Below are 18,265 nucleotides of genomic sequence, written 5' to 3'. Positions count from 1 at the left end.
TCGACCTGCCTCGAATAGAGATACATCGTTTCGAGGCACATCGACAAGAGGTAACATGACGACTCCACAGGGCGCACTCCGACCGAAGGGCTCCAGCCGTGTTGACGCTCGCGATCCTCGGCTTCCTGTACGACCAGCCGCTTCACGGCTACGAGCTCAAGTCCCGGATCACCGGACTGACCGGTCATGTCCGACCGGTGAGCGACGGCGCGCTCTACCCCGCCATCGCCCGGCTGGAGAAGGCCGGACTGCTGCACCGCCGCACCGAACCGGGCAGCGGCGCCGCACCGCGGCAGACGCTGGAGCTGACGGCGCGGGGGCGGGCCGAACTGCTGCGCCGACTGGCCGACCCGGAGCAGGCCGAGATCACCGACCAGATCCGCTTCTTCACCGTCACCACGTTCCTGCACCATCTCGCCGACCCGTCCCGGCAGGCCGCCGTGCTCCGCCGCCGGCTGGCCTTCCTGGACGCTCCGAGCAGCTTCTTCTACGACGGAACGGGGCAGCCGGTGACCGCCGAGCGCGAGCCGAACCCCTTCCGACGCGGGATGCTGCTCGTCGCCCGGGCCTCCACGGCGGCCGAGCGGGCCTGGCTGTCCGAGACCGTCACGGAGCTGGATCGGGCGGCCGGGGCGGAGCCGTCGGAAGCCCCCGACTCACCGACGGAGCCGCGGTCCTCGGAACGCTAGGCCGACCAGGCGAATCCAGAGCAAAACCGAAGGCGCACACCCCTGCCGAACGGCAGAGCGAAAATCCGAATTCAGGCCGTTCCACACCTGGTTCCCCCCGGCCCCGGCGTCGCTATGATGATCCGCCTCACGTCCTCGGCGTCCCCCCTCCGCGGGCGTGATCCGCCACCGCGCCCCGCCGTCCCCCTGGAGGCCGCCGTGCCCGATTCCGAGACCGCGGTCGAGGCCGCAGTCCACTCCGCGCCGCTGAAGCGGGACGACATTCCCGGCTGGTTCTTCAGCCTCGACCGGGCCGCCTTCAGCCACCTGCTGTCCGCCCAGAGCGCGGCCGGCGTCACCGGCGACGTCCTGGAGCTCGGCAGCTACCTCGGCCGCAGCGCCGTCCTGCTCGGCGACCACCTGCGGCCGGGCGAGCGGCTGACGGTCTGCGACCTGTTCGACTCCGAGGCGGGCGACGCCGAGAACGCCGCCGAGATGAACATGTCCTACCGCAGGACCCTCACCCGCAGCGCCTTCGAGGCCAATTACCTCGCCTTCCACGGCGAACTGCCCGAGATAGTGCAGGCCCCGACCTCGGTGCTGGCCGACGGCCGCGTCCGGGCGCACAGCTGCCGCTTCGTCCACGTCGACGCCTCCCACCTCTACGAGCACGTCGCCGGGGACATCGCCGTGGCCCGCGCCGCGCTCGCCGAGAACGGCGTGGTCGCCCTGGACGACTACCGCTCCGAGCACACTCCGGGCGTCTCCGCCGCGGTCTGGGAGGCGGTCTTCACCGGCGGACTGCGGCCGGTCCTGCTCACCCCGATGAAGTTCTACGGCACCTGGGGAGACGCGGCGGCCGTCCAGGCGGTCCTGAAGGAGCGCGACTGGTGGGCCGAGGGATACACCGTCGACGAGGACACCATCGCCGACGCCAAGGTGCTGCGCCTCAACTACCAGGTCAAGGCCCCGGTCCAGCGCTCCACGCCGCGCCGGCTCGCCCTCGAACTCCTGCCCCCGGTCGCGACCAGGGCCACCCGCCGGATGCTCCGGACGCTGCGCGAACGCCGCGCCGTCCCTCCGGTCCCGAGCGCCTGAGCACCCGACCCCTCACCGGGGCCCGCCCCCACCGGGCGGGCCCGGCTGCTTTCCACGCTTTCCAGGTCTCCGCTTTCTCCGCCTTCTCTGCCTTCTCCGCCTTCTCCGCCTTCTCCGCCTTCTCGACGGCCGTGACGTCACCCCGGCCGTCCTCCATCGTGCCGACACGCCAGCTCATTTGTCGGATCAGCACATTCGTAGGCTTTCCTATTGTCCGCTTGCATTCACTCTAACGAGGGAACCTCCCTTAAAGATTTGCCCACGGAACATTAAAGGGCGCATAGTGATGACACCTCAGTTCGGTCTGATGAACACCAAGTTCAGGCAAAGTCATCCCTAGCAAGGAGTAGGCCTTGTACGACGGAAACACGGCATCGGACAGCCCCGGGCAGCGGCTTCGCGCGGAGATCGCGGGCCCGGGGACGACGCCCCTGATCGGCGTCCACGACATGTACTCGGCCTCCATCGCGGCCGAGCACTACGACGGCATGTTCGTCTCCGGCTTCGGCTTCGCGGCCTCCTACTACGGGCTGCCCGACATCGGTTTCATCGCCTGGCCCGACATGGTGGGATTCGTCGAGCGGCTGCGCGGGGCCTTCCCCCGGCACCACCTGCTGGTCGACATCGACGACGGGTACGTCGATCCGGAGGTGGCCTGCCACGTCGTGCGCAGGCTCGAACGGATCGGCGCGTCGGGCGTGATCCTGGAGGACCAGAAGCGGCCGCGCCGCTGCGGGCACGCGGACGGCAAGCTGGTGCTGCCGCTGGAGGAGTACCTGGAGAAGCTGGAGCTCGTCCTCGCCAACCGGACGGACCTGGTGGTGGTCGCCCGCACCGACGCCACCGAGGAGGACGACATCCTGCGCCGGGCCCGGGCGCTCGCCGCCACCGACGCCGACGTGGTGCTGGTGGACGGTGTGCGCAGCGAGGAGTGGATCCGCCGGATCCGCCGGGTGGTCGGCGACAAGCCCCTGCTGTTCAACCAGATCGCGGGCGGGAAGTCGCCCCGGCTGTCGCTCTCGGAGCTGTCGGAGCTGGGGGTGGACGTGGCCATCTACAGTACGCCGTGCCTGTTCGCCGCGCACCGGGCGATCGACGAGGCGCTGGCCGGGCTGAAGAGCGCCGACGGGCGGCTGCCGGCCCCGGCCGGGGGGCGCGAGCAGGTCGGCGTACGGGAGTCCACCGAGCTGCTGGAGCGGAACATCTCGCGCTCCAGCGGGCTGATGGCGGTGACGGCATGAGGACCGGGCTGCGCGGGGCCGCCCCGCCCTCGCCGGCCGCCGCCCTGCGGGCCACCGCGCTGGGGCTGGCCGGAGCCTGCGCCCTGCTCGCGGGAGCCGCGTCGCCCGCGGCGGCCGGCGGCGGGCTGATCACGGTCGTGGACAACTCGAACGCCGACTCCTGGCTGGAGATCGACCGGACGGCCAACCTCCAGAACGGCAGCGGCTCGGCGGGCAGCGACCACGACGGCGCCGGCTCGCTGGTCGGCGGACTGCTCGGGCCCGGCTCCTCCTCCAGGCCCTCGGTCCGCCCGATGGCGGAAGGCGGCCCGTGACCGACCGTCCGGCGCGCCCGGAGCAGCCACCAGGGCTCCGGGCGCGCACGGCCAGGGGGCACGCGGCGCAGGGGCACCCGACATCGGGGCACGCACCGGGGCGCGCGGCACGGGGGCGCCGGGACCAGGCGCCCGAGGAACGGACCCAGCCGCAACGCGCCCACGGGCCCCGCTCCCGCAGGCTGCTGCCGCGCTGGCTGGACCCCTACATGGCGGCGCTGGCCGGCACCGTCGGACTGGCCGCGCTGTTCCCGGCCTCCGGCACCTCGGCGCGATTCGCCGCGGTGGCCTGCGACCTCGCGGTGGCGCTGCTGTTCTTCCTCTACGGTGCCAGGCTCTCCACCCGTGAGACGCTGGCCGGGCTGCGGCACCTGCGGCTGCACGGGCTGGTACTGGCCGCCACCTTCGTCCTCTTCCCCCTGCTCGGCGTGGCCACCGCACTGCTCACGCCCGTCCCACTGACCGGGCAGTTGCACACCGGGGTGCTGTTCCTCTGTCTGGCGCCCTCCACGGTGCAGTCCTCGGTGGCGCTCACCGGCGCCGCCGGGGGCAACGTGCCGGCGGCGATCTGCGCGGGCACCTACTCCAGCCTGGCAGGGCTGGTGCTCACACCCCTACTGGCGGCCTGGCTGCTGGGATCGCACACCGCACTGTCCGCCGACGGACTGCTGCGGATCGGGCTGCAGCTGCTCGCACCGTTCCTGCTCGGGCAGCTGCTGCGGCCGTGGCTCGGCGGTCCGCTGTCCCGGCACAAACGGGTGCTCACCCCGGTGGATCGCGGCTCGATCCTGATGGTCGTCTACACGGCGTTCAGCGCAGCGGTGTCCCAGGGCATCTGGGGCCTGGCCACCCCCCTCGCGCTGCTCGGGCTGCTCGCGGTGCTACTCGCCCTGCTCGCCGCCGCCCTCGCGGCCACCGGGCTCGGCGCGCGGCTGCTGGGGCTCGACCGGTCGGCCACCATCGCGGCGGTGCTCTGCGGTTCGCAGAAGAGCCTGGCCAACGGCCTGCCGATGGCCACCGTCCTGTTCGGCGCGCAAGCCGGCCTGCTGGTGCTGCCGTTGATGCTCTACCACCAGCTCCAGCTGATCGTCGGCACCGTACTCGCCGGACGCTGGTCACGGGCTCCCACCGCCGCCGCGCCCGGCCCGGTCCCGGTCGCGCTCACCGGTCCGGACGCTCCGCCAGCACCCGGCTGATCCCCCGGCGCAGCCTGGCCGAGGCCCCCGGGAGGCGGCCGAGCCGGTGCACCCGTTCGGCCGGCAGCTCCGGCCTGCCGGCCAGCTCCAGGACGGCCGCGTACGGCCGGTCGCCCTCCCGCAGGCGGTCGCCCACGAGATCGACCAGCCCCTCCAAGGCCTCGCCCATGAGGGCGGGGTGGGCCGCGAGCAGCTCAAGGAGACGGTTGTCGTTCCACACCAGTTGCCGGCGCCCGGCCAGTGCGGCCAGCAGGTCGGTGGGGGCGGCCGGGTTGCGGGCGATCGCGTGCCAGACGAACGGGTACTCTCCGATCGCCAGTTGGCGCAGGACCTCGGGGTTCGAGGTCCGTTCTGCGAGCCGCCGGTAGTCGCCGCCGTCGTGCAGGTGCTTGAGGGCCTCCACGTCGTCCGTCGTGTCCGCCGTCACCGTCACGTCCGCCCCCTCGCTGTCGTTCGCGCAGGGGCGCGACCCTAGCAGGTCGGCGCCGGGTGACCAGCCTTCATTCCGCTTCGACGGGGGTGCTGAGGGCGGTGGCCGGGAGGGGCATGCATGTCGCGAATGCCGGCCGCCAGACCTTCGGCAGAGGCGAGGTGGCGAGACTGCAAGGCCTGCTCGATGCCGAGCTGGTGTGGGGACGATGGTAGAGCCCGCCGGGCGCCCGCTCCTTGGCGGCGTACATGGCCGTTCCGGCGGTATAGATCAAGCCTTCCATCGCTGATTCGGACGGCACGCGATCGACGTGGACGGTACCGATGCTGACCGAGATCACGACGCGGTCGCCACCGGCCGGTTCGAATGGCTCGGCCAGGGCCTTGATCAACCGTCGCGCCAAGGCCTCGGTCTCAGCGCAGTCCCGATGCGTGGCGATGACGAATTCGTCTGCGCTGAGCCTGAACGCGACGTCTTCCCGGCGCAGGGCGCAATTCAGGCTGGCGCCGACGGCGGCGATCACCTGGTCGCCGACCGCGCGGCCGTGGCGGCGATTGACCTCACCGAAGCGATCGAGGTCGGCGAACAGCATGCTCAACGGGCGATCGGGGTCGATCAAGTGGCCCAGGGAGAAGGCCGCATGCAGCCCCGCGCGGCTCGGTACAGCGGTGATGAGGTCACGCTCGTGGCTCATGCTGTGCCCTCCATAACCGATCCGCGCGCGAACTCCCACGAGTTCGGTGGAGCGATGCTCAATGGACATCGACCGAGATGCACCAGTCCATCATGTCGCATGTGACGCAGAGGTCTCCGGTGTCACAGAAGACACAGACGTCCTGGGTGTAGCACCCGCTTCTGAGAATGGGATCATTCGCGGATCTGGCCTTGATCGCCTCCAGCCGATCGATCAGGTTTGGCGACAGCCCGATGCGGATCCCGTACCTCTGCTGGAGGTCCTTCAAGACCTGGTCGAGATCGGGCACTCCGAGCTCGTTCCGGACCTCCGTTGTGCCGCGCCTTTCAACTTCGTCACTGAAGTTGGCCTTTTTGAGGAGTCTCCGCCTCTCCGGAGCCGAACCTTCCTGGTTCTTCCCTGACATGTCACGCTTCCTTTCTCTCGGATTCTGCACCATCTGGGAACTCGGCACCTGCACCGGCGTGGCGAGGGGGTGGGCCACTCTGCGTGGGTACCTCCGCGAGGTACTCGTGGACCTGCTGCAGGACCGACAACTTGATCTGCTCGATCGCTCCCGGTACCGATGGCGGCTGCGTAGGGTCGCCCGTCACGTATTCGTTGACCGCCATGCAGGAGCCGCCACATGCACCCTGGATCGCACAGCCACCACAAGCCCCCTTGCTCTGTTTCGAGCTGACGAACGAATGACACCCCTTCTTCGAGGAAGCGAGGTTCGCCATCACGTAGTGAAGACGCTTCACCTCGTCGATCCCGGTGAAGACGGAACCGAGTCGCACATGGGGGGACTTGTCGAAGTAGCCAGGATAGCGGTGGCAGGGGTAGAGGTCGCCGAAGCAGTTCACGAAGACGAATGTGGTGGCAGCACCGCAGCCGTACTGTGAAGGCGCCTTGCACACCTCCAGCGGTTCCTGCGTTTCCCGGCCTTTCAGCCCCTTGATCGCCAGTGCGTTGCCCTTGAGCTGCTCACGGATGTACAGCGCACCCACGCGCTGCCACTGCTCGGCGAAGGTGGCGAGATGCTCCTGTGTCCACTTCTGCTCGACGACCTGGCTGGTGGCGATGTTCGTGATCCCGAGCTCGACGAGGTCTTCCAGGCTTTCGGCCAGGAACTCGACGGTGAGCGGCGAGATCGTCAGACGCACCTTGAAGTGAGGTGCGGCCTTCAGCCAGTCGAGGTGAGCGACGATCTGGTCGAACGAGCCGCGGCCGTCCTGGTACTGCCTGAACTTGTCGTGGGCCTTCTGGTTTCCGTCCAGGCTCAGCATGGTGCTGATGCCGAACTCGGTGGTGAGATCCAGAAGACGCTGGCCGAACCTGGTCCCGTTCGTCGTCATCGAGAAGCTGACATTCTTGCCGCGGGATTCGGCGCGGGTCCGCGCATTCGAGCAGATGTAGCGGATCAGGTCAGGCCGAAGGGTGGGTTCGCCACCGAAGAGATTCACGTGCCAGTCCGTACTGGATTCGCCACTCTCATGGTCCAGGAGATCCAGCGAGCGGTCGATGATCTCGGGTGTCAGCGCGACGGGATCTTTCTTGTAGAAATAACAGTACGAGCAGGCCAGGTTGCACGCGTCGGTGATTTGCAGGGAAAGCCCGGTGAGACTCGGTCGACTGAATCCCAAAGGAACATCGATGCCACTCCACACTCGGGACGCAGTCTCGGTCATTCGAATTTCCTCACTTGGGCGCCGCGACAATCTCTCAAGGAGCACTGCCCCTTTATGCTGACGAGCTTGGACGTACACGCTGTACGACAGCACCGAGCTTAGGTGGCGAAAAGGTTTCCGCAACCCGGTTAGGCCGTTCTGATCAACCGCCGTGTCGACATATTTCAGTCGAGGGTGGCACTTCCACGCAATCGCCTCAACCGGGCGCGGGTAGGTCCGCCCACGGCCACCCATCGCGGCCCACGAACGGGATCGGCCCGCGCCAACGGCTCGATCCGGCTCCGGGAGGTTCCACGGTCGGCCAGGGCGGCGGACCGTGCCGGCCTCCTCCCGCTTGGAGGGCCGGGTCCTGCCGGTCGCGGTGTACGGGCGCACCGGCCTGACGCTGCGACAGCTCGCGCGCCTCTGTTCGGGGTGCCTGGTCGGCAGCCGGCGGATCATCGAGCACATCGGCCCCGCGGACAGGACAGCCCGAGCAGGTGGCCGGCCGCCGTCCTCAGTCCGCTTCGACGGGGGTGCTGAGGGCGGTGGCCGGGAGGGTGGGCAGCGGGCCTACGGGTGGCAGCTCCCAGACCGCCGGATCGGGGGCGAACGGGCCGGTGCGGTCCAGGAGCTGGACGAGGGCGAGGTCCCGTGCCCGGTCCATCCACCGATGGGTGACCTCGTCGATGACGCCGAGGCGCCGGGCGTGGGCGTACTCGTCCTCGTCCTTCCAGCTGTACGTCGAGAGATCGGGGGTGATCACCAGGTCCAGGAAGAGGTCGAGGGTGTCGAGGCCGATGGCCGTCCGCCGGTACGGGCGCTCGAAGTTGACGTACCAGTACAGCGGCCGACCGTCGGGCGTCAGGAAGCGGTGGACACTGAACGGCGCTCCGGCGGTGAAGCGGCTGAGCACCACGGTGTCGCGCCAGGTCCAGTCATCGAGTTCCCACCGGCCGGCGGCGAGGTCCTCGATGCAGTCCAGCCGCGCGGCGTCGTCCCCCGCGCGGGCGGCGGCGGTCCAGCCGGCCGGGGCCAGGGTCTCCGTCCCCGGGCGGGCGGTGAGGGTCAGGGTCGCGCCGTCGTCCGTGAGCACGGTGTACGGCATGGCCGACCAGACCCTGCCATGGGCGACGTCCCGTCGCACGGCGGTGCCGCCCGGGGCGAAGACCGGGGAGAAGGCCGGGGCCGTCATCGGATGTAGTAGGCCCGGTTGTGGGCGGCGACCGGCGGGGACTGGTAGGTCCAGACCCCGGCCGCCGGGGCGTCGGCGATCAGGTGGGCGAGGTCGCGGGCCGACTCCTCCGCAGGGTTGCCGAGGTCGAGCCGGACGCGGTCGGCGGTGCGGTCGTCCAGGGCGTAGTAGCGGTAGGGCTGGTAGACGTTGAGCGGCCCGGCCAGCAGCTTGCCCTCGTCGTCGGTGCCGTAGCCGGTGATCGGCGTGTTGTTGACGGACTCGGGGGTGAGGCCGACCAGGTTCACGTCCAGGGCGAGGAGTTCCTCGTCGTGGCGGATCAGTCCGTCCTGCCCGAGGCCGGCCCGACGGCAGGAGACCGTCCAGCGTTCGCGCACGTCGGGCGCGTTGAGGGAGGGCAGGGTGGTCTCGAACCAGCCCGGGTGCTTGGGCTCGGCGTACAGCCGGCGCCCGGCGTCGATGGCGAGCGGGTTGTCGCAGAGGACGTGCAGCCGGGCGATGCCGAGCAGCTTGGTCTGGTCGTACCCCCGGGCGTACTGGCCGTAGTTGACCACCGGCATCCGCTCCTCGGCGAAGAGCGGGTGGGCGATCAGGTTGATCTCCAGCTCCTGGGTGATGCCGCCGCCGTTCGGATACTGGGCGAAGTAGAGCTGGTAGTTGAGCGAGACGCAGGCCCCGCCGTCGAAGGCGGCGACGTTCAGCCCGGGGTGGCGCTTGGCGAGCAGTTCGCGCGCCCGCGCGCGGTCGACCAGGTAGTCGACGCCGATATTGTGCAGCGCACCGTAGTGGAAGGGCAGGTGGTACGGCTCCGGTACGGGCGGCAGCGGCAGGCCGGTCATGAGGGCTCCGAGGACGGGGAGAGACGGGAGAGACGGGAGAGACGGGGGAAACCGCGGGGGCGGTACGAGGGTTCAGGGGGCGGCCGGTGGTGCCACGGCCGCCGGGCGGTGCAGCTCCAGCAGGTCGTGGTGCATCCGCTCGGCGCTGCGCAGCGCGAGGGCGGCCATGGTGAGCGAGGGGTTGGAGGTGCCCAGGGAGGGCATCGAGCCGCAGCCGACGGCGTACAGGTTGGGGTGCTCCCAGCAGCGCTGCCAGTGGTCGACCACCGAGGTCGCGGGCGAGTCGCCCATGATGTGGGTGCCTCCGGCGTGGCCGGCGCCGCGGTAGCCGTGGACGCTTCCCCGGTGTTCGAGCCGTCCCGGCCATCCGGCCGCCGGGTAGGCGGTGTGGTCCTCGGCGCCGAGCAGGGCGAACAGCTGGTCGGAGACGGCCCGGGCGGAGGTCATCCCCTCGCGGACGTACTCCGAGAGGTCGTAGCGGATGGCCGGGCCCGGCAGACCGAGCGGGTCGCACCGGTCCGGGTCGAGGGTGACCCGGTTGGCGGGGTCCGCGGGCTGCTCCAGCTCGAACTGGAGCGAGAACTGACGGCCCAGCCGGTCACCGAGGCGGTCGCGGAGCTCCTTGCCGCGCAGGCCCGCCGCGAGCAGCGCCGCCGCCTCGGCCTCCGGCGCGCCGCCCGCCCAGGACCAGCCCCAGTTGCCGATCTCGATCCGGAACGGCGCCCGGCGCTCCCGCCCGGGGCCGAAGCGGAACGCCTCCAGGCCGCTGGTGGAGCCGGGTCCGCGGTAGGGGCCGACCGGGCGGGGCATCAGCCCCCAGGTGAGCAGGGCCGGGTGGTCCATCAGGTTCCGGCCGACCTGGTCGCTGCGGTTGGCCAGGCCGGACAGGAGCAGCAGCCGGGCGTTCTCGATCGCGTGCGCGGCGAGGACGACCAGGTCCGCCTCCACCCGGTGGGCCGTCCCGCCCGCAAGGTACTCGACTCCCCCGGCCCGCCCGGTCTCCGGGTCGGCCAGCACCCGGCTGACGACGGCCTCCGTACGCAGTTCGACCCCGGCCGCCCAGCGGGCCTGGGTGCGCAGCGGGGTGTACTTGGCGCCGGTCGGGCAGGCGGGGACGCAGCTGGCGCTGCCCGCGCAGAGCGGCCCGTCGGCGGATCCGGGCCTGGTCGGCACGCCGTTGCGGGCGTGCGGGGTGGCGGTGACGGCGAGCCGGGCGGGGCCGGGCACGGCGGGGTCGCGGACGGTCCGTCCGTCGAGGACGCGGGCCAGTTGCCGGTCGAGGAAGCTCGCCGGAACGGCGCGCATCGGGAAGTCGTAGCCGTCCGGGATGGGCAGTCCGACGGCGCGGCGTTGCTCCTCGGCGTCGGCGGCGACGCCGAGTTCCCGTTCGGCCTCGCGGTAGTGGGGTTCCAGGTCGTGGTAGCCGATCGGCCAGTTGCGGCCGTGGCCGAGGTCTCCGGTGCGGAAGTCCTCGGGGTGCATGCGCGGGGTGAGCCCGGTCCAGAGCAGTCCGGTGCCGCCGTTGGCGCGCAGGTAGCCGCTGGCGTAGGGCAGCGGCCCGTCCTGGCGGAGGTGGCCGGTGGCGGTGAAGCCGCCGTCCGGGTGTCCGGCGAGGTCGGTGACGTCGGGTGACGGGGCCTCGGGGCTGTGCGGGTAGGGGGAGGTGGGCGGTCCGCCGCCGGCCGCGCGGTGGGCGGTGGCGGTCTCGGCGCCGGTGGGCGCGGCCCGTCCGGCTTCCAGGACGAGGACCCGCCAGCCCTGCGCACCGAGGCGGTGGGCGACGAGGGTCCCGGCGAAGCCAGCGCCGACCACGACGGCGTCCCAGCGGGCGCTCATCGGCGCTCACCGCCGTTGTCCGGCGCCACTGCGCTTCGGGGTGCCTCGGCCCAGCTGCCGTGGCCGGGGGCTGCGGAGCCGGGCGGGACGGCGTGGAAGGTCCGCCAGACCAGTCCCTGGTCGTGGGCCCGGGCGGAGGAGGGTGCCTCGCCGGGCCAGGCGCCGACGTACCAGAGGTGGACCAGGGCGTGCTCGTCGCGCACCTGGTGGGCCAGCGTGGTGCGGTGGTGCTCGTCCGCCATGCCGGTGGAGCGCAGTTCGGGGACGTCGAATCCGGTCAGCTCGGCGCAGACGCGCAGGAACTCGTCCAGGTCGGCCAGGGCGTCGACGTACTGGTTCGCGACGGGGTCCCAGCACTCCGCCAGGTCGTAGTCGGCCGGGCGGTCGTCGGACACGGGCACGCGGGCACCCCCATGGTCGGCAACGGGTGGCCGAGGCATGACAGGCCGGACGGCGCAACGGTCCGTACGGCGCGACAGGCCCCACAACGCGGCAGCCCGGGTCGACCCGTCCACCGGACGACCCGGCCTGCCACCGCGATCATGCCGCGCCTCCTCACCATCGGAAACGCGTTGCACGAATCTGCCCGGACTTCGTCACCCCTTGTCCGGTCGGCCGCGCATCACGATCATCCGGCGTCCGCTTCCGGTCGGCCCAGCGCCCGCACGGCCGCCAGGACGTCCAGGCCAAGCTCCGGGTCGGCGTCCTCGGGCAGGCTGACGGACAGCCGGGTGACCAGACCCGCGTACCGGCGGTGGATCTCCCGCGCGACCTCCTCCACCGGACCGCAGACCGCGAAGGCGTCGAACACCTCGTCGTCGATCAGCGCGGCCATCTCCGCCCAGCGGCCGCGCACCGAGTGGGTGTGCAGCTCCTCCTGGAGCTCCTCCCAGCCGTGCTGCGCCAGTACCGGACGGTAGGCCGGCGTGGAGGCGTAGAACGCGAGCCGCTCGCGGGTGGCGGCCCGGTTGGCCGCCAGCTCCTCCTCGGTGCGGCCGGTGGCGGTGAGCACGCTGCCGACGATCTCGAACGGCCGCTCCGTCCATGCGGCGCCCTCCGCCTCGGCCCGGGCCCGCTCCTCGGTCAGGCCCGGCAGCACCTGCTCGGCCAGGTAGGCGGTGGAGGAGAACGGGTGGCTCAGGAAGCCGTCGGCCACCGCCCCGGCGGTCCGGGTCATCAGCGGCCCGACGCCCGCCAGCAGGATGCGCGGCACGCCGGACGGGACCGGGTCCGGGGAGAACACCGGCGTCATCACCGTGTGGGTGTAGAACTCGCCCCGGAAGCGCAGCCGTTCGCCGGTCTGCCAGCTGTGCCAGATCGCCCGCACCGCGTGCACGTACTCGCGCATCCGGGCGGCCGGACGGTCCCAGGGCATTCCGAAGCGCTTCTCGATGTGCGGCTTGACCTGCGAACCCAGCCCGATGACGGCGCGTCCGCCGGAGGCCGCGTGCAGTCCCCAGGCCTGGTAGGCGAGGGTCATCGGGGTCCGGGCGAAGGCCACCGCGATGCCGGTGGCCAGCTCGATCGACTCGGTCCGGTCGGCCGCGCGGGCCAGCTGGAGGAACGGGTCGTACGCGGTCTCGGCCACCACGAGCCGGTCCATGCCCCGGCGTTCGGCCCGCTCGGCGGCGTCCAGGATGCCCGCCGGGTGCCCGGAGGCGGTGGCGTCGAGCCCGAGGGCGGCGGGTCGGGGGGCGGCGGGCCGGAGGGCGGCGGGTCGGTCCATGGGCTGGGCTCCTGGTCGCGGGCGGCTGTGGTACCCGGGTAGCCTGCCACGTCACCTGCCGTCGACGTCCCCGCCCACGTCTCCCGGCACCGCGAACAGCCGGTCCAGGTGCCGGTCCACGGCCGCGAGCACGGCGTCGGGCCCGACCACGTCCAGCTCCAGCAGCGTGGCGAACCCGGTGAGCGCGAGCAGCAGGTCCGTCTCCACCACCGGGTCGCGGTCGGGCGCCAGCTGCCCGTCGGCGATCGCCTGCCGGACCACCTGCTCGACCATCGCCCGCCCCTGGAGCAGGCCGCCGCGCGCCCGAGCGTGGACCTCCTCGTCGTGCAGCGCCTCCAGCACGTGGGCGGCGCTCATCCGGCTGGTCGCCCGCGCGTCGGCGTGCAGGGGCAGCAGCTCGACCAGCATCACCCGCAGCACGTCGCGCGGATGCGGCCGCCCGCCGAGCGCTCCCATCGCCAGGCCGACCCGCTGCGCGCTCTGCTCGCCGGCGAAGTCCATCGCGAAGGAGAGCATCTGCGCCCGGGAGCCGAAGTAGTGCTGGAGCTGCCCGAGCGAGATTCCGGCCTCCTGCGCGACCTCGCGCATCGTCAGGTGGGTGGCGCCGCGCCGTTCCACGACCCGCCACAGCGCGCGGGCGATCGTCTCCCGGCGTTCCCGGTGGTCGACCTGCTTCGGCATCGGCGGCGGCTCCTCGTCCTCGCTCCGCGCACTGCGGATTCTTTTTCATACACTTGACATAATACAGCTGACCTATAACGTGGGAAGAGCCTTCCGAGGGAGGAGCGCCCACATGCCGGAACAGCCCGTCATCCGCACCGCCGAGGGACTCGTCCGCGGCCGCTGGGCAGCGCGGCGCGGCCAGGAACAGCAACAGGAGCACGCGCGGCCGGGGGCCCGCGAGCTCGCGGTCTTCCGCGGCATCCGCTACGCCCGACCGCCCGTCGGGGCCCTCCGCTTCGCCGCCCCCGTCGAGCCCGAATCCTGGGACGGCGTCCGCGAGGCCACCGCCTTCGGGCCCGTCGTCCCGCAGTCCGGGCCGATGCCCGCCAGCACGTCCGGAGCGTCCGAGGACACCGACTGGCTGACGCTCGACGTCTGCACGCCCGATCCGGGCGCGGCCGGACTGCCGGTGCTGGTCTGGATCCACGGCGGCGGGTTCATCTCCGGGACCGCCGGCGACCCGCTGTACGACCCGACCGCCCTGGCCACCGCCGGACTGGTCGTGGTGAGCATCAACTACCGGGTCGGCGCCGAGGGCTTCGCACTGCTGGCGGGCGCCCCCGCCAACCGCGCCTTCCTGGACCAGATCGCCGCCCTGTACTGGGTGAGGCGCAACATCGCCCGCTTCGGCGGGGACCCGGCCCGGGTGACCGTCGCCGGGCAGTCCGCGGGCGCCGGCTCGGTCGCCGCCCTGCTCTCGACGAACCGGGCCCGCGGCCTCTTCCGGCGGGCCGTCGCCCACTCGGTGCCGGGCAACCACTGCACTCCCGCGCTGGCCGCCGAGGTCACCGCCGAACTCGCGAAGCTGCTCGGCACGGCCCCCACCGCCGCCGCCCTGGCCGAGGTGCACCCCTGGCGCCTGGCCTCGGCGGTCACCGACCTGGGCGCCGCGCTGCCGGCCCGCCTCGCGCGCTGGGGCCGGCTGGCGCACAGCGGCATCGCCACCGTCCCGGTGGTCGACGGCGAGGTCCTGCCGGGCTCGCCCTGGTCGGCGCTCACCGCCGGCGTGGACCTGCTGGTCGGTCACACCCGGGACGAGTTCCGGCTGTTCAGCGTGCTCAGCGGCCGGCACGGCGGCTTCACCGAGGAAGAGGCCCGGCTGATGCTGGAGCTGTTCGCCCCGCCGCCGGGCGGCCCGGACGCCTACCGGGCCGCCCTCCCGGGGGCGACACCCTCCGAACTCCTGGAAACCGTCGGCTCCGACGCCCTGTTCCGGGTGCCGTCCGTCCGACTCGCCGAGGCCAACGCGGCCGCCGGCGGCACCTCGTACCTCTTCGAGCTCGCCCTGCCCGCGCCCGCTCTCGACGGCGCCTTCGGCGCCTGCCACGGCCTGGACGTGCCGCTCGCCTTCGGCAGCCTGGACAGCCCGCCGGCACGGCAGTCCCTCGGCGACCCGCCCCCGCCGGAGGCGGTCCGGGTCTCGGCGGAACTGCGGCGGGCCTGGGTCCGGTTCGCGACCACCGGCGACCCGGGGTGGCCCGCCTTCGAACCGGACGGGCAGCTCACCCGGGTCCTGGACGCCCGCTCGCGGACCGTCCGCTACCCGGAACAGGCCACGCACCGGATCTGGGCGGGCCATCCCCTCACCGCCTACGACCTCCGCTGACGGACGCCCGGCACGACGGAGGCCCGGCACGACGGGAGCCCGCCCGGCGACGTCGGGCGCCGCGCCGCAGCACCGCCGCGCCGGGCCCCGCCCCGGCCGCTACTTCGCCGACTCCGCCAGCAGCTTCAGCAGCCCGGCGGCCACCAGGGCCGAGGAGGCCGGGTTCTGGCCGGTCACCAGGTTGCGGTCGACCACCGCGTGCGGCGCCCAGGGCTCGCCCTCCTCGAAGTCCACGCCCAGCGCGACCAGCCGGTCCTGGAGCAACCACGGCGCCCGGTCGGCCAGGCCGGCCTGGACCTCCTCGGCGTTGGTGAAACCGGTCACCCGGTACCCGGCGAACGGCGAGCCGCCGCCCTCGGTCCGTGCCGCGAGCAGCGCGGCCGGGCCGTGGCAGACCACGCCCAGCGGGCGTCCCGAGGCGAGCGCCCGGGTGAGCAGCCGACCGGAGTCGGCGTCGACGGCCAGGTCCTCCATCGGGCCGTGGCCGCCGGGGTAGAACACGACGTCGTAGTCGGCCGGGTCGACCTCGGCCAGCACCAGCGGCTGCCGGAACTCGGCGATCTTCGCCAGTTCCTCGGCCAGCTCGGGGTCGGTCAGGCTGGCCCGGTCCGCGACCGGGACGACGCCGCCCGGGGTGGCGACCGCGACCCGGTGGCCCGCCCCGGTGAAGGCGCGGTACGGGACGACCGCCTCCTCCGCCCAGAAGCCGGTCGGATGCTCGGTGCCGTCGTTCAGCGTCCAGACCTTCGAGCCGGTCACGACGAACAGGATGTCGGCCATGGGGTGTGCCTCCAGGGGTGCCGCGGTCCTCGCCGCGACGGTCCGCCGCGGCGCTCACGCCGTCGACGCTAGACGCGCCCTGCCTGCGGGAACCAATGGGCCACGCGATACCGGGCATCGGGATTCCGATACCTCACCCGGACCGTCGAGCCCGCCGGCCGGCCATCGGAATCCCGTAGGCTCGCCGGCATGAGCGATCGGCCGACCACCGGCTCCGGCCCGCTGGACCTCAACCAGCTGCGGACCTTCCTCGCCGTGCACCGGGCGGGCTCCTTCACCGCGGCCGCGCATCTGCTGGGCCTGTCCCAGTCCACGGTGACCGCGCAGATCCGGGCGCTGGAGCAACGGCTCGGCCGGGAACTGTTCGAGCGCCGGGCGCGCGGGGTCAGCCCGCTGCCGTACGCCGACGACCTCGCCACCCGGCTGGCCGGGCCGCTGGACCGCCTCGCGGGCCTCGCCGACGGGCGCGCTGGCGGCGTGCCGGAACCGGTCCACCTCGCCGGGCCCGCCGAGTTCCTCGGCACCGTCCTGCTGGCGGAGCTGGCCCCGCTCGTCGCGGAGGGCGTCCAGCTGCGGGTCACCAATGGGCTGACCGACCCCCTGCTGGCGGAACTGCGGGCCGGGCAGCACGACCTGGTGATCGCCACCCGGCGGCCGCCAGGCCGGACGCTGCTCGCCGAACCGCTCGCCGACGAGGAGTTCGTCCTGGTCGCGGCCCCGCTCTGGGCCGAACGGCTGGCCGGCCGGGAGCTGCCCGGCGCGCTGGCCGAGGTCCCGCTGCTCAGCTACGCCGAGGACCTGCCGATCGCGCGCCGCTACTGGCGGCACGTCTTCGACCGACGGCTGCACGCCCGGGCCGCGGTCACCGTGCCGGACCTGCGGGCGGTGGTCGCGGCGGTGACCGCGGGCGCGGGCTGGAGCGTACTGCCCGGCTACCTGTGCCGGGCCGAACTCGCCACCGGGGCCCTGCGGTTGCTCCACGAGCCGGCCGATCCGCCGATCAACACCGCGTACCTGGTCCGCCGCCCGGCCGGCTCGGCCAACCCGCACGTGGCCCTGGTCCGCGAGCGCCTGCTGGCCGCGGCCCGCACCTGGGCCTGACCCGGCGGCCCGCCTCGGGCCGCCGGGCCACGCCGTTCCAGCAGCCAGCAGCTTGGCAGCCGACAGGCCGGCGGCAATTCCAACCCGTCCATGTGGCCGTCGTCGTGGACGTCCGGGCGAAGCCACCCGTCGCCGGCGACGACGTCGTGCAGGTCCCGGGCCGCCGCGTTGCGCTCCTCGCGCACCGCGCGTTCGATGTGCCGGGCCCGGCGCTCGGCACGCCGGCGCAGCACCAGCCCGGGCCCGCTTCTCCCGGCCGTTGGACCGGGCCGCCTCAAGGCCGTCTCCCTGTCGCTGACCGCCGCCGCCTGCTGGCTGCCGGCCCTGCGGGTCGGCGAATGGGGCCACGTCGTGGGCGTCCTGTGCGCCCTGTGCGCCCTCGGTGCCGGTCTGGCGGTGGCCACGGCCGCCGGGTCCGTCCGCCGCTGGACCGCGCTGCCGACCGTCCGGGGCCGCCAGCCGTGGCTGCCTTCGTCGGACGGCCGCCCGCGTCTGCGGGGTGTGGCGGGGGTCTCAGTAGCGGCCGGTCGGTGGTGACCCGGTGTGACGGCGGCGGGCCCGTCAGCGATGCCGCCGGACCCGGGGCGGTGAGGGCGCTCACACACGGATGCGATGAACGACGACGGCTAGCAGTGTCCGTTATGCCCGTCTTCTGCCACGGGGCGGAACGTGTTCGCGCAGGCGGGGAGGGGTCGAGGCGCCCGGGGCGGCGGTTCCTTGGAATCGGAGCCGGGCGCGCGGCTACGACGGCGGATCGTAGCGAGGGGGTCTTGGCGGGGGCCGATCCGGTCTGGCAACTTGGCATTCGTCGCCAGCCACACCGGCTCCTGTCCCGCCGGTGGACGGCTTCCCGCCGCGTCACACCCCGCGACCGTTCGGCCCCTGTCCGGCCACGGTCGACACGGGGCGTGACACCGGCCCAACCCGAACGAGGTCTTGCTCTACATGCCCGCTTTCAAGCTCCGTATGCGTACCTCTGCCGCGATTCTCGCCGGCGCCGCCGGTGTGACCGCCCTGGGCGCCGCCGTGGTCCCCGCCGTCGCCTCCGCCGCCGAGGCCTCCCCGCAGGCCATCGCCGCCCAGATCGTCCCGGCGGACCAGCTGGCCTCGTTCAGCCAGATCATCTCCCACGAGTCGGGCTGGAACGTGACCGCGACCAACCCGAGCTC

18 protein-coding genes and 1 pseudogene are annotated in these 18,265 nt (G+C 72.7%); 8 read left to right on the top strand and 11 right to left on the bottom strand.

The annotated features are described in order from the left end of the window. Window positions 1–98 precede the first annotated feature (98 nt). The 5 genes from ACZ6EM_RS25605 (at window position 99) to ACZ6EM_RS25585 (ending at window position 4,517) form a co-directional block, all read left to right on the top strand. Window positions 99–689, top strand: coding sequence for a PadR family transcriptional regulator (locus ACZ6EM_RS25605; RefSeq protein WP_465773312.1), 591 nt, complete (start codon window positions 99–101; stop codon window positions 687–689). Between the two features lie 198 nt (window positions 690–887). Beyond that, window positions 888–1,766 (top strand): class I SAM-dependent methyltransferase, encoded by an 879-nt coding sequence (locus tag ACZ6EM_RS25600; RefSeq protein WP_401044688.1) that lies wholly within the window; start codon window positions 888–890, stop codon window positions 1,764–1,766. Between the two features lie 353 nt (window positions 1,767–2,119). After that, a complete protein-coding gene (locus ACZ6EM_RS25595; RefSeq protein WP_465773311.1) occupies window positions 2,120–3,007 on the top strand; it encodes an isocitrate lyase/PEP mutase family protein in 888 nt (295 codons plus the stop codon). Further along, window positions 3,004–3,321 carry a hypothetical protein gene (locus ACZ6EM_RS25590; RefSeq protein ID WP_380351491.1) on the top strand — a complete coding sequence of 106 codons (318 nt, stop codon included), beginning with the start codon at window positions 3,004–3,006 and terminating at the stop codon, window positions 3,319–3,321. The genes ACZ6EM_RS25595 and ACZ6EM_RS25590 overlap by 4 nt, the downstream gene beginning before the upstream one ends. Before the next feature lie 209 nt (window positions 3,322–3,530). Continuing rightward, a complete protein-coding gene (locus tag ACZ6EM_RS25585; protein WP_465773310.1) occupies window positions 3,531–4,517 on the top strand; it encodes a bile acid:sodium symporter family protein in 987 nt (328 codons plus the stop codon). On the opposite strand, the gene ACZ6EM_RS25580 is transcribed toward ACZ6EM_RS25585, so the two are convergent. From ACZ6EM_RS25580 to ACZ6EM_RS25535, 10 genes are all read right to left on the bottom strand, one after another. Beyond that, a complete protein-coding gene (locus ACZ6EM_RS25580) occupies window positions 4,483–4,950 on the bottom strand; it encodes a hypothetical protein (protein WP_465773309.1) in 468 nt (155 codons plus the stop codon). The genes ACZ6EM_RS25585 and ACZ6EM_RS25580 overlap by 35 nt on opposite strands. 67 nt (window positions 4,951–5,017) lie before the next feature. Beyond that, window positions 5,018–5,641 carry a GGDEF domain-containing protein gene (locus ACZ6EM_RS25575; protein WP_465773308.1) on the bottom strand — a complete coding sequence of 208 codons (624 nt, stop codon included), beginning with the start codon at window positions 5,639–5,641 and terminating at the stop codon, window positions 5,018–5,020. Between the two features lie 58 nt (window positions 5,642–5,699). Further along, the gene (papA, locus tag ACZ6EM_RS25570; protein ID WP_401044679.1) at window positions 5,700–6,047 is read right to left on the bottom strand and encodes a freyrasin family ranthipeptide; all 348 of its coding nucleotides are present in this window, start codon (window positions 6,045–6,047) and stop codon (window positions 5,700–5,702) included. 1 nt (window position 6,048) lies between these two features. Further along, the gene (gene papB, locus ACZ6EM_RS25565) at window positions 6,049–7,311 is read right to left on the bottom strand and encodes a PapB family radical SAM/SPASM ranthipeptide maturase (protein WP_401044676.1); all 1,263 of its coding nucleotides are present in this window, start codon (window positions 7,309–7,311) and stop codon (window positions 6,049–6,051) included. A 496-nt stretch (window positions 7,312–7,807) separates the two neighbouring features. Then, the gene (locus ACZ6EM_RS25560) at window positions 7,808–8,485 is read right to left on the bottom strand and encodes a ribonuclease FAU-1 family protein (RefSeq protein WP_465773307.1); all 678 of its coding nucleotides are present in this window, start codon (window positions 8,483–8,485) and stop codon (window positions 7,808–7,810) included. Beyond that, window positions 8,482–9,324, bottom strand: a complete 843-nt coding sequence (locus ACZ6EM_RS25555; protein ID WP_359903256.1) for a hypothetical protein — start codon at window positions 9,322–9,324, stop codon at window positions 8,482–8,484. Before ACZ6EM_RS25555 ends, ACZ6EM_RS25560 begins: the two co-directional genes overlap by 4 nt. 72 nt (window positions 9,325–9,396) lie before the next feature. Further along, a complete protein-coding gene (locus tag ACZ6EM_RS25550; RefSeq protein WP_465773306.1) occupies window positions 9,397–11,160 on the bottom strand; it encodes a GMC family oxidoreductase in 1,764 nt (587 codons plus the stop codon). Further along, window positions 11,157–11,561 (bottom strand): hypothetical protein, encoded by a 405-nt coding sequence (locus ACZ6EM_RS25545; RefSeq protein WP_380540982.1) that lies wholly within the window; start codon window positions 11,559–11,561, stop codon window positions 11,157–11,159. Before ACZ6EM_RS25545 ends, ACZ6EM_RS25550 begins: the two co-directional genes overlap by 4 nt. A gap of 227 nt (window positions 11,562–11,788) precedes the next feature. Further along, entirely contained in the window at window positions 11,789–12,886 is a 1,098-nt protein-coding gene (locus ACZ6EM_RS25540) for a TIGR03617 family F420-dependent LLM class oxidoreductase (RefSeq protein ID WP_465773305.1), read from the bottom strand. Between the two features lie 51 nt (window positions 12,887–12,937). Then, on the bottom strand, window positions 12,938–13,567 hold the full coding sequence (locus ACZ6EM_RS25535; RefSeq protein WP_401043159.1) for a TetR/AcrR family transcriptional regulator: 630 nt from the start codon (window positions 13,565–13,567) through the stop codon (window positions 12,938–12,940). 112 nt (window positions 13,568–13,679) lie between these two features. Here ACZ6EM_RS25535 and ACZ6EM_RS25530 point away from each other — a divergent pair, with 112 nt between their 5' ends. After that, the gene (locus ACZ6EM_RS25530) at window positions 13,680–15,215 is read left to right on the top strand and encodes a carboxylesterase/lipase family protein (RefSeq protein ID WP_465773304.1); all 1,536 of its coding nucleotides are present in this window, start codon (window positions 13,680–13,682) and stop codon (window positions 15,213–15,215) included. 99 nt (window positions 15,216–15,314) lie between these two features. On the opposite strand, the gene ACZ6EM_RS25525 is transcribed toward ACZ6EM_RS25530, so the two are convergent. After that, a complete protein-coding gene (locus ACZ6EM_RS25525; protein WP_401043163.1) occupies window positions 15,315–15,995 on the bottom strand; it encodes a type 1 glutamine amidotransferase domain-containing protein in 681 nt (226 codons plus the stop codon). Between the two features lie 189 nt (window positions 15,996–16,184). Here ACZ6EM_RS25525 and ACZ6EM_RS25520 point away from each other — a divergent pair, with 189 nt between their 5' ends. Together ACZ6EM_RS25520 and ACZ6EM_RS25515 are read left to right on the top strand one after the other, a co-directional pair. Then, complete coding sequence (locus ACZ6EM_RS25520; RefSeq protein WP_401043165.1) at window positions 16,185–17,096, top strand: LysR family transcriptional regulator; 912 nt, start codon at window positions 16,185–16,187, stop codon at window positions 17,094–17,096. A 966-nt stretch (window positions 17,097–18,062) separates the two neighbouring features. Continuing rightward, window positions 18,063–18,265 (top strand): annotated as a pseudogene (locus tag ACZ6EM_RS25515) (aggregation-promoting factor C-terminal-like domain-containing protein); the annotation flags it as partial.

Source organism: Kitasatospora sp. NPDC041917 (assembly GCF_055589745.1).
This window is presented reverse-complemented; position numbering and strand designations above follow the sequence as displayed.